General features: G+C 73.8%; 10 protein-coding genes. All 10 read left to right on the forward strand.

Features of this window, described 5'->3' with window-relative positions; translation table 11 throughout:
- Positions 1 to 653, forward strand: a 653-nt coding sequence (locus SSP29_RS50520; RefSeq protein ID WP_107436475.1) for a nucleoside/nucleotide kinase family protein, incomplete at its 5' end; no start/stop codon positions are given.
- Positions 654 to 669: 16 nt separating this feature from the next.
- Entirely contained in the window at positions 670 to 1,140 is a 471-nt protein-coding gene (locus SSP29_RS50525) for a tyrosine-type recombinase/integrase (protein ID WP_089107782.1), read from the forward strand.
- Between the two features lie 194 nt (positions 1,141 to 1,334).
- Entirely contained in the window at positions 1,335 to 2,180 is an 846-nt protein-coding gene (locus tag SSP29_RS50530) for a helix-turn-helix domain-containing protein (RefSeq protein WP_089107783.1), read from the forward strand.
- A gap of 181 nt (positions 2,181 to 2,361) precedes the next feature.
- Positions 2,362 to 3,015 carry a response regulator gene (locus tag SSP29_RS50535; RefSeq protein WP_089107784.1) on the forward strand — a complete coding sequence of 218 codons (654 nt, stop codon included), beginning with the start codon at positions 2,362 to 2,364 and terminating at the stop codon, positions 3,013 to 3,015.
- Between the two features lie 377 nt (positions 3,016 to 3,392).
- Positions 3,393 to 7,532, forward strand: a complete 4,140-nt coding sequence (locus SSP29_RS59045; RefSeq protein ID WP_245883605.1) for a non-ribosomal peptide synthetase — start codon at positions 3,393 to 3,395, stop codon at positions 7,530 to 7,532.
- 128 nt (positions 7,533 to 7,660) lie between these two features.
- Positions 7,661 to 17,107, forward strand: a complete 9,447-nt coding sequence (locus SSP29_RS50545) for a non-ribosomal peptide synthetase (protein ID WP_245883603.1) — start codon at positions 7,661 to 7,663, stop codon at positions 17,105 to 17,107.
- An 11-nt stretch (positions 17,108 to 17,118) separates the two neighbouring features.
- Positions 17,119 to 18,201, forward strand: a complete 1,083-nt coding sequence (locus SSP29_RS50550; protein ID WP_089107785.1) for a GSCFA domain-containing protein — start codon at positions 17,119 to 17,121, stop codon at positions 18,199 to 18,201.
- Entirely contained in the window at positions 18,140 to 18,865 is a 726-nt protein-coding gene (locus tag SSP29_RS50555) for a hypothetical protein (RefSeq protein ID WP_150136534.1), read from the forward strand. The genes SSP29_RS50550 and SSP29_RS50555 overlap by 62 nt, the downstream gene beginning before the upstream one ends.
- Positions 18,866 to 18,916: 51 nt before the next feature.
- On the forward strand, positions 18,917 to 19,795 hold the full coding sequence (locus tag SSP29_RS50560; protein WP_089107786.1) for a TauD/TfdA dioxygenase family protein: 879 nt from the start codon (positions 18,917 to 18,919) through the stop codon (positions 19,793 to 19,795).
- 22 nt (positions 19,796 to 19,817) lie between these two features.
- A complete protein-coding gene (locus tag SSP29_RS50565) occupies positions 19,818 to 20,528 on the forward strand; it encodes a hypothetical protein (protein WP_150136535.1) in 711 nt (236 codons plus the stop codon).
- Positions 20,529 to 20,531: the final 3 nt, after the last annotated feature.

Consider the following 20,531-nt stretch of genomic DNA (forward strand, 5'->3'; position numbering starts at 1 on the left):
GAGCATCTCCCGGAGTGGGCAAGTCGACGCTGTGCGCCGGGCTGTCTCAATGGCTGGCTGATATGGGACTGCGGGTGGACCACTTCCGCGAGGAGGAGATCTTGACCCGACCGCAGTTCGCTGCGGTGGCCGCGGAGTTCAAGGCGACAGGCACGGTCGAGCCGGGGACACTGATCGCGGCGGCGGCGAGGTTCGTCGATGCGGTTGTGGCGAGCGGCGATGACGTGGTGATCGCGGACGCGCTGATGCCGTTCGTGCCGACGCTGCTGGCCATGGGGCACGGCGAAGAGACGATCGACGCCTTCATGACCGACCTCACCGAGGTTCTCGCAAGGGTTCGGCCGGTCATGGTCTTTCTCGATGGGAATACCGAGTCCGCATTGTCACGAGCTGCGACGCGGGAAGGCGAGCAGTGGCTGGACTGGTACGTCGGGAAACTCGCCAGCTACGAGGTAAGTCCTCCAGTGGCCGACGTCGCTTCGGCGGTGACGTACCTGCGGCATGAGCGTGCAGTGACACTTGGCGCAGTCCGTCGGAAGGACTGGGGTCTCGTTGTGATCGAACGAGCTGACGAGCGGCCCCCGGATGAGGTACTGCGAGTCGCGCAACGGGGCCTGAGGCCATGGCTCGGAAGGACCGCCACAGACGGATAGGACGGGGCTCGACAATGTGACTCGGCCGACCGACGCCACGACCGTAACGATCTACGGCTGGAGTATTAAGCGCCGAGCACGAGGCTACGTTCCGCCGCCGGACGAGGGTCTCATCGTGACCAACCGGTACGGCCGGCCGCTGCAGCAGCGGACCTTCAACGAGCAGTGGCGCACAGCAGTGGAGTTGGCGGGACTACCTGAGGGTACGAGGTTCCACGCACTCAAGCACTTCTACACGTCTCGGCTGGGGGCGTCTGGAGAGTTCGACCCGAAGACTGTCCAGGCCCTGTGCCGGCATGCCAAGTTCACCGAGACGTGGGACACATACGCGCACCCGCCGGTCGCCGTGCATGGTCTCACGGTGACCACCTTCGGGGGACTCTTCGCCTCGGCAAAAGCCGTGCATCCCGGCAACACCCGGTTCAGCAGTACCGATCCGGACTTGACCCCAACGACCCCTCCTGTGCAAGACTCAGAAACAGCTTGAGGCTAACCACCGCGGCGTGAGGGTGAGAAGGTCCGTGGAACGACCTGCCCACCCCAATTCGACCCCGATTCGACCCAGTGGGTGCGCATAGAGCAGTTCAACGCGCTGACCAGGGTAAAGGTGGTGTGGCGGACCCGACAGCCTATGACTGCGGGTACCAGGCACCTCCGCGGCCGGCCGTGTTGACTGGGGGTATGACGGCGACGGAACTCGGACAGGCACTGCGGCGCTGGCGCGACCGGGTCGCCCCGGACGCGGCCGGGCTGCCGGCCGGCGGCCAGCGGCGCGCGGCGGGGCTACGGCGCGAGGAACTGGCGCTGCTGGCCGGGATCTCGGTCGACTACGTCACCCGCCTCGAACAGGGCCGGGCGACCAACCCGTCCGTGCAGGTCGTGGAGGCGCTGGCACGGGCGCTGCGGCTGTCCGCGGACGAGCGGACGTATCTGTTCGGGCTGGCGGGGCTGGTGCCGCCCGGTCCCGACATGGTGCCCGCCTACATCACGCCCAGTGTCCAGCGGCTCCTCGACCGGCTGGCCGGCACCCCCGTCGCGGTGTCCGACGCGGCCATGACCCTCCTGGTGACCAACCCGATGTACGCGGCGCTGATGGGCGACCCGTCCGGGCTGCGCGGCTTCGAACGCAACGGCGTGTGGCGCAACTTCCTCGCCCGGCCGACCCGGGTGCGGCACACCCCCGAGGAGCGGCGTGCCTTCGAGGCCGGCATGGTCGCCGAGCTGCGCTCGACGGCCGCACGCTATCCGGCCGATCGCCAACTGCGGCGGATGATCGCCGAGTTGCGTGCGCAGAGCAGGCGGTTCGCCGAGCTGTGGGACGCGGGGGTCGTCGGCCGGCTGGAGGCGTCGCGCAAGACGGTCGAGCATCCGCAGGCGGGCTCCCTCACGCTGGACTGCGACCACCTCCGGGTCGAGGAGTACGACCTGCGCATCCTCGTGTACTCGGCCGAACCCGGTACCGAGGCCGCCGAGAAGCTGGAACTGATCTCGGTGCTCGGCACCCAGAGTCTCGCCGGGAAGCACTGACCCGGCCGGCGCGGCCTCGTCTGCACGGCCCCGTCACCAGATAAAACTTGCGTGACTCAAGCAAAACATCTAGCTTCCTTTCATCTGGAAAGGCATGCGGCGGCGGGTCGCCGCGCTCGACGGAACCGTGGAAGTGTCCGGCCCGGTCGGGGGGGCAGGCCGTGATCGAGGTGGAGTTGCCGTGCGTGTGGTGATCGCCGAGGACAACGCTCTCCTGCGGGAGGGGCTGGTCCTGTTGCTGACCTCGGCCGGGCACGACGTCGTGGCCGTCGCCGGGAGCGGGCCGGAGGTCGTGCCCGCGCTTCTGCAGCACCGGCCGGACGTGGCCGTGCTCGACGTGCGGATGCCCCCGGGCTTCCGCGACGAGGGGCTGCGGGCGGCGCTGGAGGCCCGCGAGCGGCTGCCCGGGCTGCCGGTGCTGGTGCTCTCGCAGTACGTCGAGGAGACGTACGCCGGTGAGTTGCTGGGCGACGGGACCAGCGGCATCGGGTATCTGCTCAAGGACCGGGTGGGCCGGATCGACGAGTTCCTGGACGCGCTGGAGCGGGTGGCCGCCGGCGGCACCGCGCTGGACCCCGAGGTGGTCGCCGAACTCCTCACCCGGCGCAAGGACTCGCCGCTGGACTCGCTCACGCCCCGGGAGCGCGAGGTGCTGTCGCTGATGGCCGAGGGCCACGACAACGCGACCATCGCCAGGACCCTCGTGGTCACCGAGCGCGCGGTGCACAAGCACATCGGCAACGTCTTCCTCAAGCTCGGTCTGCCGCCGAGCGACAGCGGCCACCGCCGGGTACTGGCGGTCCTCGCCTACCTGGCCCACGCACCACAGGCATGAGCCCCGCTCCTGGACGCGGCCGCCGCCCGACCTCCGGAACAGCCCGCTCAAATAGGTCAACTCCCGCAGCAAAGTCAAGTGTTGACATGTCCTGCGCGCGTGACTGATGATCACAACTACATCACGGAGCCCCCTGAGGAACTCTGCACAACTGACGCCTCAGAGTGCGCATCCGCACCACGCGTATCCCCCGTCGGTCCTCCCCCACTCGCCGATATCTACGCCCCCCACCTCGCGTCCCCCCACCTCGCGTCCCCCCACCTCGCATCCCCTCACTTCGCGTCCCCCACTTCCGGCACTTCGCGCGATGCCGTCGTTCGCCGCGCCTCCGTTCCGTCCCCGGTCCCGTCCCCCGACAGGAAGGCCAGGCCTTGCCGGTGCTGAACACTCCCCGTCTCGCCCCCGCGGACCCGGCCCCCCGTGTCCGGCCCGCGTCCTTCGCCCAGCAGCGGCTGTGGTTCCTGGCCCAGCTTCCGGGCGGGAACACCGCCTACAACGAGACCCTCGCCTTCCTCCTCACCGGCCCGCTCGACCCCGGCGTCCTGGCCGCCGCCTTCGACGCCCTGACCGACCGGCACGAGACCCTGCGGACCCGGCTGGTGGCCGAGGCGGGCGGAGTGAGTCAGCACATCGACCCGGCGGGCTCGGGTCCCGCCCTGGAATTCGAGGACCTCAGCACCTCGGCCGACCCCGACGGGCGTGTGACCGCATGTCAGCAGGAGGAGGCGGAGCGGGAGTTCGACCTGGCGGCCGGTCCGCTCTGGCACGGCCGGCTGCTCGCCCTCGACACCGCGCGTCACGTGCTGCTGCTGACGTTCCATCACAGTATCTACGACGGTGCGTCGATGAACGTGATGATGAGGGAAGCCGGGATTCTCTACGAGGCGTTGGCGGCCGGGGTGCCCGACGGGCTGCCCGAGTTGCGGCTCCAGTACGCGGACCACGCCGATGCACAGCGGGACTCCGTGCTCGGTGGTGCCCTCGCCGCTCAAGAGGCCTACTGGAAAGACGTGTTGGCCGACGCCCCGCCCCTGCTCGAACTGCCGCTGCCGGGGCCGCGGCCGGCGGAACAGGGCTACGAAGGCGGTCGCGTCGGGTTCGAGCTGGACGCGGACGTCACGGCCGCGCTGCGCGGGCTGGCCCGGGAACACGGGGCCACCTTGTTCGTCGCGGTGCTGACAGGCTGGGCCGTGCTGCTGTCGCGGCTCTCCGGGCAGCAGGACATCGTTGTCGGAAGCCCGGTCGCGGGCCGCCGTGGCCCAGGGGCCGCCGGGCTCATCGGTTTCCTCGTCAACTCGCTCCCGCTGCGCGTCGACCTGTCCGGTTCGCCGACCGCGGCGGAGGCCCTGGCCCGCACCCGGGCGGTGGTCCGCGGCGCCCTGGCCCACCAGGACCTGCCGTTCGAGCGGATCGTCGAGGTGGTGAACCCGCCCCGCAGCGCGGCCCACACCCCGTTGTTCCAGACGATGCTGGCCTGGGTCCCGGACCGGCACGACCTGCTGAAGCTGCCCGGCGTCGAGACCGCGCCGCTGCCGATCGCCCACGCCCCGGCCAAGTTCGACCTCGCCCTGTCGGCGACCGAGTCGGAGGGCCGGGTCACCGGCCACCTCGACCACGCGACGGCGCTGCTGGACACCGCCACCGCCGAACGCTGGGCCGGACACCTCCGGCATGTGCTCACCGACATGGCCCGGCACCCGCACCGCACCGTCGACACCCTGGAGTTGATGGACCCGCGCGAGCGCCTGGAGCTGATCGGCGCCGGCGACGCCACGCGGCAGCGGGACGAGGGCGGCAACTCCTCCGGCGTCAGCGGTTCCTTCGAAGCCGGCGGCTCCTCCGACGGCAACGGCTTCCCTCACCCCAGCGGCTCCTACGACGCCAGTGGCTCGCCCGACGGCAGCGGCTCGCCCGGCGGCAGCGGTTGGCCCGACGGCAGCGGCTCCGCCGACGCCATGGCGAACGCGCTGCGCACGGCGTCCGGCGTCGCGGAGCTCTTCGAAGCCCGGGCCCGCGCCCACCCCGCCGCCACCGCCGTCATCGACCGCGACCACACGCTGGACTACGCGACGCTCGACCGGCGTGCCAACCGGCTCGCCCACGCCCTCGTCACCCGTGCCGTCCGCCCGGGTGACGTCGTCGGACTGCACACACGCCGCACCGGTGACCTGGCCGTCGGTATCCTCGGCATCCTCAAGGCGGGTGCCGCTTATCTCCCGCTCGACCCCGGGCAGCCCTGGGAACGCCTCGCCGCCATGGTCGAGGACGCCGTGTGCCCCGTGGTCCTCAGCGACCACCGCGGTGCGGACCGGCCAGGGGACTGGCTCGACATCGGCACGGTCGAAGCCGAGGCCGAGGGCACGGCCGGGGACCGGCCGCCGGCCGGGATCGTCCGGACCCCGGACCAACTGGCCTACGTGATCTTCACCTCCGGGTCCACGGGCCGGCCCAAGGGCGTCGCCGTCGAGCACCGCAGCGTCCTCAACCTCTTCTCGGCCTGGCACGACCGGATGGGCACCGCCCCCGGTGAGGCGGGCTCGGCCTGGTCCAGCATCGGCTTCGACGCCTCCGTCCACGAACTCCTGCTGCCCCTCACCACCGGCGGTGTGCTGCACATCGTCCCCGAGGAGGTCCGCGGCGACCCGGAGGCGCTGTTCGCCTGGCTGCGCGAGCACGAGATCGTGCAGGCGTTCCTGCCGCCCGCCTACGTCAAGTGGGTCGACGAGGACCCGGACGGACGGTTGCGCGGCCTGCATCTGCGCAAGCTGCTGACCGGGGTCGAGTCGCTCACCGAGGCGGCGCTGCACCGCATGACCGAGCTGCTGCCCGGCCTGCGGGTCTGCTTCGGCTACGGCCCCACCGAGGCGACCCTGTACAGCACCGCCCACTACGACCCCCGCCCGCTGGACCGCCCCTGCCCCATCGGCCGCCCGCTCCCGGGCACCCGCTGCTACGTCCTGGACGCCCGGATGCAGCCGGTCCCGCCCGGCGTAGTCGGGGAGATCCACCTCGGCGGGGCGGCCCTCGCCCGCGGTTATCTCAACCGCCCCGACCTCACCGAGGAACGCTTCCTGCCGGACCCGTTCGTGCCGGGCGCCCGCGTCTACCGCACCGGCGACCTCGCCCGCTGGGGCGACGACGGCCTGCTCCACTACGCGGGGCGCGCCGACGACCAGGTGAAGCTGCGCGGTTTCCGTATCGAACCCGGGGAGATAGCGGCGGCGTTGACGCGGCTGCCCGGTGTCCGCGAGGCCGTCGTCCTCGCCGACCAGGACCCGGCGGGCCGCCCCCGGCTGGTGGCCGCCGTCGGCCGGGGCGCCGCCGCGGCGCGGTCCAGCGCCGACTGGCGCACGGCACTCACCCGCAGCCTGCCGGACTACATGGTCCCCGCCGTCGTCCTCGACCTGGAGACCCTGCCGCTGGGCCGCAGCGGCAAACTCGACCGCACGGCCCTGCTGGGCCTGGTCCACGAGCAGACGTCGGACCAGGTCAACACCGCCAGCCCACGTGACCACGTCGAGCACGCCCTGTACCGCATCTGGCAGCGCATCCTGCTCCACCCCGCGATAGGCGTCGGCGACAACTTCTTCGACCTCGGGGGCACGTCCCTGTCGGCCATCAAGATGGCCCACGAGGTCACCGTGGCCTTCGGCCGCCGGCTACCGGTCGCCGAGGTCATGGTGCGGCCGACGATCGAGGCCCTGGGCGCGCTGCTGCGCGAGGACGGGACGCACCGCGCCCCGGGCAGCCTGATCGAGTTCCGCCGGGGCACCGGCCCCCGGGTGGTCTGCGTCCACCCGGCCGGCGGCACCGCCTTCTGCTACCTGCCCCTCGCCGCCCACCTGCCCGGACACACCGGCCTCTACGGCATCCAGTCCCCCGGCGTGAACCCGGGAGAGGACGTGCTGCCCAGCGTGGAGACCATGGCGGAGGCGTATCTGCGCCTCCTCGAACCCCTCGGCCGAGGTCCGCTCGTCCTGACCGGGCTCTCCTACGGCGGACTCGTCGCCCACGAGATGGGACGCCTGCTCGGCGCCGCCGGACGCACCGACGTGAGCGTGGTCCTCCTCGACACGCAGGCGACCGACGACGCCGAGGCGCGTGCGGGGATCACCGCCGTCGACGCGGCCGAGTTCCGCGACAAACTCGTCCGGTTCAACGGGATGTACCCCGGCATCGACGACGCCCAGGTGGACCGCTACTTCCGGATCTACAACCACAACCGGCTCACCGCCCGCGCGCACGTCCCGGCCGCCTCCCCGGCCCGGCTGGTCCTCGCCGAGGCCGTGCCGGACGGCACCGACACCCCGTTCCACGCCGAGGTCCGCGCCTTCTGGCGGCGGCGCGCGCAGGGCGAGTTCCGCGTCGAGACGATGGCATGCGACCACTGGGAGATCCTGGAGGGCGCCGAGACCGCCCGGGTCGCCGCGCTGCTCGCCGCCGAACTCGCCCATCACGAAGGGCAGTCGACGCACGCGACGCACTCCGTCGCCGTACCGGCGGGAGAAGTCCGATGACCGACCGCACCGCACCCTCCGGACCGACCGAACCAGGACCGGCCGAGGCCGGATCGACCGAACCAGGACCGACCGCAACAAGACCTGCCGAAGCTGCCGTGGCTGACGGCGTCGTGGTTGACAGCGGCGTGGCTGACAGCGGCGTGGCTTACGGCGTCCCGGCCGACGGTGCCCCGGCCGGTGCCGGACTCGTCGAGGCCGTACTCGCCCAGGCTCGCCGCGTGTCCTCCGCCGTCGCCGTCGAGGACGGTGGCCGCGTGCTCGACTACGCGGAACTCGACCTGCTCAGCGGCCGGGTCGCCGCGAGGCTGCGTGAACGGGGCGTGGGCGCCGGGCAGTCCGTCGCGGTCTGCCTGCCCCGCTCCTGGCAACTGGTGTGCGTCATGCTCGGCATCCGCCGTGCGGGGGCCGCCGTCGTCCCCCTCGACCGGCTCAGCCCGCCCGACCGGCAGCGCCACATCCTCGACGACTCCGGCGCCGTCGCGGTCGTCCACGACGGTACGACCGAGCACGTACACGGGATCGACGCCGACCTGCTCCTCGGTCTCCTCGGGCTCCCCGAACCGACCGCACTCCCCGCCACCACCGCGCCGCCGGCACCCGCCGGGGACGACACCACGGCCTTCGTCTTCTACACCTCCGGCAGCACCGGCCGCCCCAAGGGCGTCGAGGTCACCGACGCGGGTGTGCTGCGGCTGGCCCGGTCCGGCTGGCTCGACCCGCGGCCCGGCGCCCGCTTCGCCTGCCTGTCCAACCCGGCCTTCGACGCGCTCAGTTTCGAGGTCTGGGCCCCGCTGCTCACCGGCGGCGTCTGCGTCGTGCTGGACGACTCCGACGTGCACAGCCCGCACCGGCTCGCGGCCGCGCTGCGCGAACGCCGCGTCGACACCGCGTTCATCACGGTGGCGCTCTTCAACACGGTCGTCGACAAGGTTCCCGGCTGCTTCGCCGACGCCGGCCAGGTCCTCGTCGGCGGCGAGCGGCTCGACCCGCGCGCGATACGCACCTGGTACGCCGCCAACCCGGGCTCCGCCACCGTCCTTCACAACGTGTACGGGCCGACGGAGGCCACGACGTTCGCCCTCTGCCACCCGATCCCCCGGGACTTCGACGGCGACTCGGTCCCGATCGGCACCCCGCTGCCGGGGACCGGGCTGCTGCTGCGCACCGCGGACGGGCGCACCGCGGAGGACGGCGAGGTGGCCGAACTCCTGCTGTCGGGACCCGCGTTGGCGCGCGGCTACCGCAATCTGCCGGACCTGACCGAGCGTTGTTTCGTCCGGTTGGAGGACGAGGACGGCACCCCGCGCCGCTGGTACCGGACCGGTGACCTGGTACGCCGGGACGCCGACGGGCGCGTGCATCACGTCGGACGCGCCGACCGGCAGGTCAAGGTGCGCGGCTTCCGCATCGAACCCGGCGAGGTGGAGCAGCGGATCATGACCCTGCCCGCCGTCCGGCACGCGCACGTCTGCACCCGGCGTGACACGGCGGACCGCCATGAACTGCTGGCCTTCCTCGTCCTCGGCGACGACCTGTCCTTCGCCGACTACGAACGTCACCTCGGCATCTCCCTGCCGCCGTACATGCGCCCCCACCACACCCACCTCGTCGCGGAACTCCCGCTGACCGCCAACGGCAAGGTCGACCAGGCCGCGCTGCTGCGCGAGGCGGGCACGCCGTGGCGCGGGAGACGTGCGGACGCCGTGCCGGTCAGTGCCGAGCAGCGTCCCGTCCTGGAGATCGCCGAGGAGATCCTCGCCGTCGGCGGCCTGCGTCCCGACGACCGCTGGATCCCGAGCGGCGGCGACTCCCTGAAGGCGTTGCGCTTCCGCTTCGAGATCCTGGAGCGGTACGGCGTCGACATCCCCCAGGGTCTGGTGCTGCGGGCCGACTTCGCCGCTCTCGCGGACGCCGTCCGCACCGCCGAGGCGGACTCCCGTCCGCCGGTGCCGCCCGCCCCGGACGCCACGGCCGCGCCTGCCACCAGCGAACAGGAACGCCTCTGGCTCCTGCACCGGCGCGACCCGGACGACCGCTCCTACGACGTGCCGCTCGCCTTCCGTGTCCAGGGCACCGTCGACCCGCAGGCACTGCGCCGCGCGCTGCGCACACTGGTGGCGCGGCACCCGGCCCTGCGCACCCGGCTGGTCCCCGCCCCGGACGGCCTGCTCCAGCGGGCCGAGGCGCCGTACGACCCCTGGCAGCCGCTCGACGCCCCTGCCGGGGAGCCCTGGCAGGAGACCGCCGGCCGCTTCTTCGCGCACCGCTTCGACCTCACCGAGCCCCGCATGCTGCGGGCCGCCTGGGCGGAGCGGGCCGACGGCGGTCTGCTGCTTCTGCATCTGCACCACGCGGCCGTGGACGGCTGGTCGCTCAACCTCCTCTTCCGCGACCTCACCGACGCCTACGCGGGCGACGCCGGGCGTCCGGCTCCGGCCGTCAGTCCGCTCGACCTCGCCCGCTGGCAGCGCGACTGGCGCGCTACGCCCGCCTACGAACGCCACCACGCCCGGCTGCGCGACCACTACGCCGACGCGACGGAGCCGTCACCCGCCCTGCCCGCTCCCGAGCCCGCGTCGTCGGCCCGGCCGCGGGCCGGGCTGCTGCGCACCTCGCTCGACCTGGTCCGGCGCGCCGCACTGGACCGGCGTGCCGCGGAACTCGGCCTGACCAGGTTCCAGTTGCTGGTGTCGGCGTTCGCCGCGTGCCTGTACGGCGTGACCGGGCAGGCCCGGCCCCTGGTCGCCGCTCCGGTGGCGAACCGGCCGCGCCCCGAGTTCGCCGAGAGCGTCGGCATGTTCGCGAACACCGTGCTCCTCGACCTCGCCGTACGGCCCGACGACTCCCTGCACGCCCACCTCACCGCGCACGCCGCCGGTGTGCGCCGGGTGCTGGAGGGGCAGGAGGTCCTCCTCGCCGATCTGCTCACCGAACCGGCGTTCCGCCACCGCACACCCCTGTTCGACTACCTGTTCGTCCTGGAGAACACGGAGTTCTCCGCGCTGCGTCTGGCCGGCTGTGCGGTCGAGCCCCTGTGGCCCGAGCCCGCGGGCGCCAAGTGCGCGCTGACGCTGTCGGTGGTGGAGGACGAGTCGGGCTTCGGCTGCCTCTGGGAATACCGTGACGACTTCGGCGCCGAACGCTCGGAAGCGGCGGCCCGGTTGTTCCGGCGGGCCCTGGACCGGCTGACCGGCGACGGCGACGGCGACCTGGCGCTGCGCGAACTCGTCGCCCCCGGCCGCACGTCGGCGACCGCCCACGGCACTCCGGTGGCAGCGGACTTCACGACGGTCGCCGAGGGTTTCGCCCGCCAGGTGGCCCGCACCCCGGACGCGCCCGCCGTCACCCTCGGCGGGACCACCCTCACCTACGCCGAACTCGACGCCCAGGCCGACGAGTTGGCGTCACTCCTGAGCGTGCCCGAGGATCCTGCCGCCCCGGCGTCCGTGGCCCTGTACCTTCAGCCGTCCGTCGAGCACGTCGTCGCCCTGCTCGCGGCGGCCCGCCGCAACCTGACCGTCGTCCCCCTCGACCCCGCCTACCCGCCGGCCCTGCTCCGTCATGTACTGGACCGTGCCGCCCCGCTGTGTGTGCTGACCGGCGCCCAGGACCTCGACGTCCTGGCCACGATCGCCCCGCCGGACCTGCCGCGGCACGTCGTCACCCTCACCCGCACGCCCACCGCGCCGCCCGTGCCGTACCGGCATCGCGGACTCCGGCCGCTGTACACCCTGTTCACCTCGGGCTCCACCGGCACCCCCAAGGGCGTCCAGGTCTCCGACCGGACCCTGTGCAACCTGCTCACCTGGCAGCGGGCGGCGGGCGGACTCGAACGGCCCGCCGTCACCCAGCAGTTCTCCATGCTCTCCTTCGACGTCTCCTTCCAGGAGATCCTCACCACGCTGTGTTCCGGCGGCGAGCTGCGCCTGGTCCGACCGGCCTGGCGGCAGGACGTGCCCACGCTGCTCCGGCAGTTGGAGACGGGGGGTGCGGAGCGGATCTTCCTGCCGTACGTGGCGTTGCAGTTGCTCGCCGAACACGGCGTGCGTTCCGGGGTGTTCCCGTCCCGGCTGCGTGACGTGGTCACCGCCGGGGAGCAGTTGGTGTGCACGGACGCGATCCGGCGCTGGTTCGCCGGGCTGCCGGGCGAGGCGCGTCTCTTCAACCACTACGGCCCGACCGAGACCCATGTCGTCAGCGCCCTGTGCCTGGAAGGCGACCCGGCCGGCTGGCCGGCCCGTCCCGCCATCGGGCGCCCGGTGGCGGGGGCGGTGCTGCGGGTGGTCGACGAAGGGGGTCTGCCCGTCCCACCGGGTGTGACGGGCGACCTGCTCATCGGCGGTCCCATGGCGGGCCGTTGCTATCTCGGCGACCCCGCCGCACACCGCGACCGGTTCCTCGACGACCCCGAGCTGGGCACCCTCTACCGCAGCGGGGACCGCGCCCGCTTCGACGAGCGCGGTCTGCTGCACTACGCGGGGCGCGACGACGGCCAGGTCAAACTGGGCGGACACCGTCTCGAACTGGGCCAGGTCGAGGCCGCGTTGCTGGAGCTGCCCGGGGTGGTCAACGCGGTCGCGGGAGTACTGGACGGGCGGCTGGTCGCCGCCCTCCAGTGCCGGGGCGAGGATCCCGACCCCGCGGACCTGGCCCGGCGGCTGGCGCTGCTGCTGCCCGCCTACGTCCGGGTCGCCGCCTTCCGCCGTGTCACGGACCTGCCGCGCACGCCCAGCGGCAAGCTGGACCGCCGGGCGGCGCTCACCGCACCGGGGCGGGAACTGCGGCCGGCGTACCAACCACGGCCGGAGCACGAACCACGGCCGGAGCACGAACCACGGCCGGAGCACGAACCGCGGCCGGGGCTCGAATCGCCGGCGGGGCTCGAACCGCGGGCGGACAGCCTGGCGGACGCCGGGCTGTCGCCGCTGGAAGAGCGGCTGGCCGAGTTGTTCCGGGCGGCGACCGGGCGGACCGTGGCCATGGACGAGCGGTTCCTCGACGCCGGAGCCACCAGCCTGGACCTGATGCGCTTCCAGCTCAGATGCGCGGGAGAGGGCGATCTCCCCTTCTCCGTACCGGACTTGTTCGAGCACGTCACCCTGCGCGCCCTGGCCCGGCTGCTGACGGACGACGGCGCCGCCCGCGACACCCCGGCCCGCAGGCCGGAGGCGTCGGGTGCCGCCCGGCGGACGGCGGACGAGCCGGTCGCCGTCGTCGGCATGGCGGTACGGCTGCCGGGCGCGCCCGACCTGGCCGCGTTCTGGGACCTGGTCGTCTCCGGCCGGCGCGGCATCGAGCACTTCGCCGCGGCCGACGGCCGGGTCGGCGCCCGCAGCCAGCCGGCGGGACTGCTCGACTTCGACCCGGGCCGGTTCACGATCAGCCCGCACGAGGCCCGGCTGATGGACCCCCAGCAGCGCCAGCTGCTCATGAACTGCGCCGAAGCCCTGGCCCACGCCGGAATCGGCGACCCGGCCCGGCTGCGGGTCGGCCTGGTCGCCTCCTGCGGCGAGAACACCTACTTCCAGCGCATGCTCCGCGACGGCGACCCGGACCTGCTGCCCGACTCCTTCCGGCTCGCCCTGCACCACGAGAAGGACTTCCTCGCCACCAAGGCCGCCTACCATCTCGGGCTCACCGGACCGGCGTTCACGCTCCAGTCCGCCTGCTCCAGCTCACTCGCCGGGGTGCACGTCGCGGCCGGGATGCTGCGGCAGGGCGACGCCGACGTGATGCTGGTCGGCGGGGTCCTCGTCGACACGGAGCTGACGGACGGGTACACCTACCGGCCGCAGCACATCTTCTCCCCCGACGGGCACTGCAGGCCCTTCAGCGCGGACGCCGAGGGCACCGTGGGGGCGAGCGGCACCGCAGTGGTCGTCCTCAAGCCGCTGGCCGCGGCCCGCCGGGACGGCGACACCGTGTACGCGGTCGTCACCGGCTCGGGGCTGAACAACGACGGCTCCGGCAAGCTCGGTTACAGCGCCCCGTCGCTGCCCGGGCAGCGGGCAGCGATCCGCGCGGCGCTGCAGCGGAGCGGTCGCGGAGACGGCGACGGAGGCGGTGGTGGCGGTGACGTCGGGTACGTCGAGGCGCACGGCACCGGGACCCGGCTCGGGGACCCGGTCGAGGCGGCCGCGTTGCGGCAGGCGTACGGGCTGGCACAGGACGCGCGGGTGGCGCTGTCGTCCGTGAAGAGCCAGATCGGGCACCTGGGCGCGGCGGCGGGCGTCGTCGGCCTGGTGCGGGCGGTGCTCGCCGTGCACCACGGGGTCGTCCCGCCCACGGCCGACTTCGACCGGCTCAACCCGGAGATCGCCGACGGCCCGTTCCGGATCCCGGTCGCCGCCGAGCCCTGGCCCGCCGGTCCGCGGCGGGTGGCCGGGGTGAGCAGCTTCGGCATCGGCGGCACCAACGCCCATGTGCTGCTGGAGCAGCCGGACCCGGTGCCGGTGCCGGACCCGGCGGAGCCGCTGCCGTGCCTGGTGCTGTCCGGCGCCTCGCAAGCCGCGGTCCGCGCGGACGGGCGCCGCATCGCCGACTACCTCACGGCCCGTCCCGACGCCTACCCCCAGGTGCTGCGGCACCTCCAGGCCGGGCGCCCCGCCCTCGCCCACCGTGCGGCGGCCGTATGCCCCGACGCCGCCTCGGCCGTCGCCTGGCTGCGGGCGCTGCCGGCGGTCGCCGCGCTCCCCTCCCAGGACGCACCGGCGGTCGAGGACCGCGACCCGCACGCCCTCGCCGAGGCATGGGCGGCCGGCCGCACCGTCGTATGGCCGACGGGCCCGGCACCCGCGCCCTGGGACTTCCCGCCGCCCGCCTTCGACACCGCCGAGTACGACTTCCCGCGCGCCGCCGTGGCGGGGTCCGGGATCTCCCGGCTGCCCGCCGCGCAGTGGCTGCACCAGCCGCTGTGGACGCGCTCGCGGCGCGCCCGCACCGGCGCCCCGGTGTCCCGCCGTACCGCCGTGGTGGTGATCGGCCCCGGGCAGGACGGCGAGAACTGGCGGTTCCTGGAGCGCCATTACGCCCGCGTGGTGACCGTACGCGCCGGACAGGGCCTGACCCGGCTCGCCGACGACCGCTACGAGGCCGATGTCGCCGACGCCGGGCAGCTCGCCAGCCTGCTCGACCGCCTGACCGGCGAGAACGTCCCGGACGGACCCAACGGACCCAACGGACTGAACGGACTGAACGGACCGGATGGCCCGGACGGACCGGACGGACCGGATGGCCCGGACGGACCGGACGGACCGGACGGACCGGATGGCCCGGACGGCCCGGACGGCCCGGACGGACCGGACGGACCGGACGGACCGGCCGTCGACTGGCTGCACGCGCTTCCGCTCGCCCTCGACGGCAGCGCGACCACGGCCGCGCTGGACACGGCCGAGTGGGCCTGCCTGGACACGGTCGCCGCCCTCGCCCTGGCCCTCGCCGGCCGCCCGGAAGCGGACCGGCCCCGGGCCTGGCTGCTGTCCCAGCGGGCGCAGCCGGTCGCCGGGAGCGTGCACACCCCTGAGGCCGCTCTGCTCGCCGCGGCCCTCGAAGTCCCCCGGCAGGAACTGGGCGTCACCCTGCGCTGGACCGACCTGCCCGGCCCGCACCCGGCCGGCTGGGCCGCCCACCTGCCCGACCTGCTCCTCGACGGCACCGTCGCCGCGACCGACCGGGCGACGGCCCTGCGGGACGGCTTCTGGTGGCATCGCACCACCGTGCCGGTGCCCGTGGGCGAGACGCCCCGGCCCGCCGCCGCGCCGGGCACCCATCTGGTCCTCGGCGGCACGGGCGGTCTCGGCACCAGTCTGGCCGCGAGCCTCCTGCGGCACCCCGGGAACCGGGTCGTCCTGGTGGCGCGCGGCACCGAAGTACCCGCCGTGCTGCGGGCGTTCGGCGAGCGCGTCACCCTTGTCACCGCCGACCTGGCGGCCGAGGAACCCGCGGCCGTCGCGGACCGGCTGGCCCCGCTGCTCGACGGGCTGGCCGGCATCGTGCACGCCGCCGGCACCGCCGCGGGCGGGCTCCTGGCCCGGCGCGAGCCGGCCGCCGCGCGCGGGGTCACGGCGGCCAAGCTGCGCGGCGCCCTGCTCGTCGAGCTGCTCGTCGACGAGCACGCCCCCGACTACGTCCTTTACTGCTCCTCGATGGCGGCCCGGTTCGGCGGAGTCGGCCAGTTCGACTACGCGGCCGCCAACGCCTGCCTCGACGCCTACGCCCATCACACCGCGCCCGGCGGCGACGCCACCGTGCGCACGAGTGTCGGCTGGGACGCGTGGCGGGACGTCGGCATGGCCCAGCAGCACGCCGCCCGGGCGGACGCCCGGCACCGCGAGCACCTGACCGTGGCGCTCACCCCCGAGGAGGGTACGGGCGTCTTCGAGCGGGCCCTCCACCTCCAACTGCCGTATCTCATGGTCAGCACCACGGACCTGAAGGCTGCGCGGGCCTTCTACGAACCGGCCCCCGCCGCCGAGCCCGCGGCTCCCCCGCCCGCACCCGCCGCTCCCGTGCAGGGCGACCTAGGCGCGGAGATCACCGGAATCCTCCTCGACCTGCTCGGCGTGGACGCCGTCGACCCGCAGGCGCCCCTGTACGACCTGGGCGCCGACTCGCTGACCCTGCTGGAGCTCCTCGACGAGATCAAACACCGGCACGGCACCGACATCGAGCTGTCCCGGCTCAGCCACCGGGTGAGCCTCGCGGAGCTCCTCGGCCACCTCGCCGGCAGCGGTGTCCGCCCGCACGGCGCGGTGGACGTCGAGGTGTGGCAGCGCGGCCCGGGGCCGGACGTGCTGTGCCTGGTGCATCCGGTGGGCGGGGACATCCAGGCCTACCGGCCCCTGGTGTCCGCCCTGCCCGACGACCTCACCGTCTGCCTGATCGCCGACCCCGGGCTGCGCGATCCCGGGCTGCCGGACCGCTCCATCGACGAGCGCGCCGCGCACTATCTGGCCGCCGTACGACGGGAGTTCCCGGAACCCGGGCGCCGACTTGCGCTCGCCGGCTGGTCGTTCGGGGCGTGGACCGCGCTGTCGATGGCCACGCTCGCCGAGGCCGGCGACCGGCCGGTGACCGCCCTCCATCTCCTCGACCCGCCGCCGCCCGGGGCCGGGCACCGCCTCGCCGGCTACGACGAGGAACGGATACAGGCCGTCTTCGCGCGCGAGTTGAGCGGAAACGGCGCGGGTCGGCCGACCGAGCCGGTACTCGGCACCGCCGAACCCCTCACAGGCACCGTCGGTCCCCTCACGGAGTCCGGCCGTGCCTACGCCGAGCGGCTCGCGCGCTGCTGCCGTGCCAACCTGGCGGCCATGGCCGGGCACCGGCTGCCGCGGCTGCGCCGGACGCCCGCCGCCGTATGGCTGGCGACGCGCCCCGTGGACGAGGCGGCACTCGCGCCCGAGCCCACGGCCCCCGGTGCGTGGGACGCCCATCTCCCGTCGCCGTACCGGCTGCACCACGTCGACGCCGACCACTACCAGATCGTCGCCGAGCCGCATGTCCGGGAGATCGCCGCCGCCCTCGCCGGGACCCCGTCCGCCGCCCGGCCGCAGCCCGCCGGACGGATCTGAGGAGACCAGCCGTGCAGCATCCGTACACCCACCTGCCCGCGAGGTCGTTCTGGCGCACCGCGGTCGCCGAGCCCGACCCCGCGGACATCGACGGCCTGTGGACGCCGAAGTTCACGATCGGCCAGGACGATCCCGTGGTCACCGCCGGATCCTGCTTCGCCGCGCACATCGGCCGGGCCCTGCTGGCGGAGGGCATGCACTGGTACGACGCCGAGCTCCCGCCCCCGGGCCTGACCGCCGCCCAGCAGGCGGCGCGCGGATACCGCCGTTTCTCCTTCCGGACCGGCAACATCTACACGGCCGCCGCGCTGCGCCAGTGGGTCGCCTGGGCGCTGGAGGAGGAGAAGCCGCCGGAGGAGGTGTGGGAGGAGGGCGGCGTCTTCCACGACCCCTACCGGCCCACCGTGGAACCGGACGGCCACGCCTCCCCGGACGACGTGCTGCGCGCCCGTGCGGTCACCCTGGACGCCGTCCGCACCGCCCTCGGCAGGGCCGACGTCCTGGTGTTCACCCTCGGCCTGACCGAGGCCTGGCACGACGTCCGTACCGGTACCGTCCTGCCGGTGTGCCCCGGTACCGTTCGCGGCACCTACGACCCGGGCCGGCACGTCCTGCACAACCACACGGTGGACCGGGTGCTCCGCGACCTCACGGACGTGCTCGCGATGGCGCGCGGCGTCAACTCCCGGCTGCGCACGGTCCTCACGGTCTCCCCGGTCCCGCTGACGGCGACCGCCACCGGCCGCCACGCGCTGGTCGCCACCAGCCACTCCAAGTCGGTGCTGCGCGCCGCGGCCGGCCAGCTCGCCGACGCGTCCGACGACGTGGACTACTTCCCGTCGTACGAGATCGTCACGGGCTTCCCGTACCGGGCGGCGTTCTACGAGCCGAACCTGCGCACGGTCACCCCGGACGGGGTGGCCTTCGTGATGCGGCACTTCTTCCGGGCCGTCCGGCCCGGGACCGACACGGCGCCGCCCGCGCCCGCCCCCGCGCATTCCACCCCCGTCACCGGCGGAGAGGACCACTGGTGTGACGACGCCGTACTCGACTACTACGCCCCCCGTTCCCGCCCGGTTCCTCCTGCTCGGTGACTCCCACGCCGGCTGTGTCGGGCGGGCCGCGCAGCAGGCGGGGCTGCCCTTCGTGGGCGGCCCGGTCGGCTCGGGGCGGGACTTCCTCGGGCCGTTCCTCGACGTCGACGGCGGCGGTGACGGCGGTGACGGCGGCGGTGACCTGGTCTTCCGGGATGCCGAGACGGGGCGGCTCGTCCGGGAGTTCCTCGACGAGCTCGGCGCGACCGGGTTCGCGGGGCTCGGCGTGCCGCTGGTGTGCACGTTCGGGCTGAGCGCGCACACGGTGGCCACCCGGCAGAACTGGGACATCCACCGCGACCGGCACGGCACCGTGCCCGAAGGGTTCCTGAGCAGCGGCCTGTTCGGCGACCTGGTCCGGGCGAGTGTCCGCGGCGCGCTCGCCTTCTACGACCGTACGGCCGCCCTCGGGCTGCGGGTGCTGGCCCTCATGCCGCCGCAGCGCGTCCCCGGCATGTCCGACCCGGAGGTCTTCTTCGCCGCCCAGGACGTGGTCGGCGCCGAACTCACCGCGCGCGGTGTGGAGCTGGTCGACCTGCGGGCCCGCGTCACCGACGGGGCGGGGCAGCAGCGGCCGGCCTTCTGCCAGGCCGACGACACGATCCACGGCAACCTCGCCTTCGGCCGCCTGGTGCTCGCCGAACTCCTCGACCGCGGGCTCTGACCCCGCACACCCGTCAACGCTTGCGTCCGCCCCGTCCCAAGGAGGTCCCTCATGGAGGACTACGCGCTGCGCGCCGTAGAGCAGCTCACCACCCGCCCCGCCGAGCCCTACGACACCCTCACCGTCGCCCCGATCACCCCGGTGCTGGGCGCCGAGGTCACCGGCCTCGACCTCTCCCGTGAGCTGACCCCGCAGCAGGAGAAGGAGCTCAAGCACGCCTTCCACACCCACCACGTCCTGGTCTTCCGCGACCAGGACCTGACCCCCGAGGAACACAAGCGGTTCGCGGGCGTCTTCGGCGAGCTGCACCCCGTCGCCCTCGCCGCCGAGGGATCCGACCCGCACATCCTGGAGATCAAGGCGGACAAGGACTCCAAGGCCGTCGCCGGCAACGGCTGGCACTCCGACGGCACCGCCGACGCGGAGCCCTCCCTCGGCTCCATGCTGTACATCACCACGATCCCCGAGGGCGGCAGCGGCGGCGACACCCTGTTCGCCAACATGCACCTCGCCTACGAGCTGCTCTCCCCCGCCCTGCGCGGCTTCCTCGACGGCCTGACCGCCCTCCACGACGGCGCCAAGCCCTGGACGGACGCCGGGCTGACCCCGCCGCCCGAGTACGACGTGCCGCGCACCGAGCAGCCGGTCGTCGTCCGCCATCCGGAGAACGGCCGCAAACTGCTGTTCGTCAACGCCCCCTACACCTCGCACATCACCCAGCTGTCGCGCACCGAGAGCGACGCCCTGCTGGGGATGCTGTACGCGCACATCGCCCGTACCCCGCTGCTGCACTGCCGGGTCCGCTGGCAGGAGCGCACGCTGGTGTTCTGGGACAACCGCAGCGTGCAGCACCACGCGGTGTGGGACTACTTCCCGCACACCAGGGAGGGCCGCCGGGTGGCGATCGACGGCACCGGCCTGAACGCCTGACCCGGCCGGGAGGACAGCGCACATGGCCACGACCACGGCCGCCCCGGCGGCGTTCCGCGCCGCGCTGCGGACCCGGTCCGCCGAGCCGCCCGCAGTCGGCGTACCCGCCTGGCTGTGGCGGCTCGCCACCGCCGTCCACGGGGAACTGCCGCCGCCCGCCGCGGACACCTGGGCCAACCGGCTGCACGGCCTGCTCGGCACGGCGGGGGTGCCCGCCGGGCTGCAGGCCGTGCACGTCTGGCAGGCGGACACCGTGCTGCCGCTGCTCGCGTGGCCGGCGGACACGGCCGTGGCGGCGGACCTGCACCGTGCGGCGGCCCGGGGCGCACCGGCCGACCGGGACACCTGGCGGTCGGCGTTGGGCCCGTTGCTGCTGCGGCTGCACGACGCCGCCTACGACCGTGCCTCCGCCTACGCGGAGGGGCACGCGGGCGCCCGCGACTACGCCCTGGCCAACGGGTACGCCGGGGCCGAGGCGGACGCGTACGGCCACGAGTACGCGCGGCTGAGCACCGAGGCGAACGCCCGCGCCTTCGCCGAGGCACACGCGGAGGCCCTCGGCCCGGCACTCGCGGCGGCCTACGCGGCCGACGACGCCCAGGCCTACGCCGCCACGTTCCCCGAAGCACAGCTAAAAGCAGTCGTACGCGCCACGGCAGCGGTGCACGAAACCCCCCAGGCCCAGCTCCTGGCCGACGGCCTGCTCACAGCGCTCGGAGCCGCCCGTCCGTGAGGC

The organism is Streptomyces hyaluromycini, from assembly GCF_002217755.1.
GTDB classification, from domain to species: Bacteria; Actinomycetota; Actinomycetes; order Streptomycetales; family Streptomycetaceae; genus Streptomyces; species Streptomyces hyaluromycini.

Bases quoted from the DNA above. Each gene is read 5' to 3' on its own strand.
- SSP29_RS50565 (WP_150136535.1), top strand. From the start codon at position 19,818: ATGGCCACGACCACGGCCGCCCCGGCGGCGTTCCGCGCCGCGCTGCGG.
- SSP29_RS50530 (WP_089107783.1), top strand. From the start codon at position 1,335: ATGACGGCGACGGAACTCGGACAGGCACTGCGGCGCTGGCGCGACCGG.
- SSP29_RS50560 (WP_089107786.1), top strand. From the start codon at position 18,917: ATGGAGGACTACGCGCTGCGCGCCGTAGAGCAGCTCACCACCCGCCCC.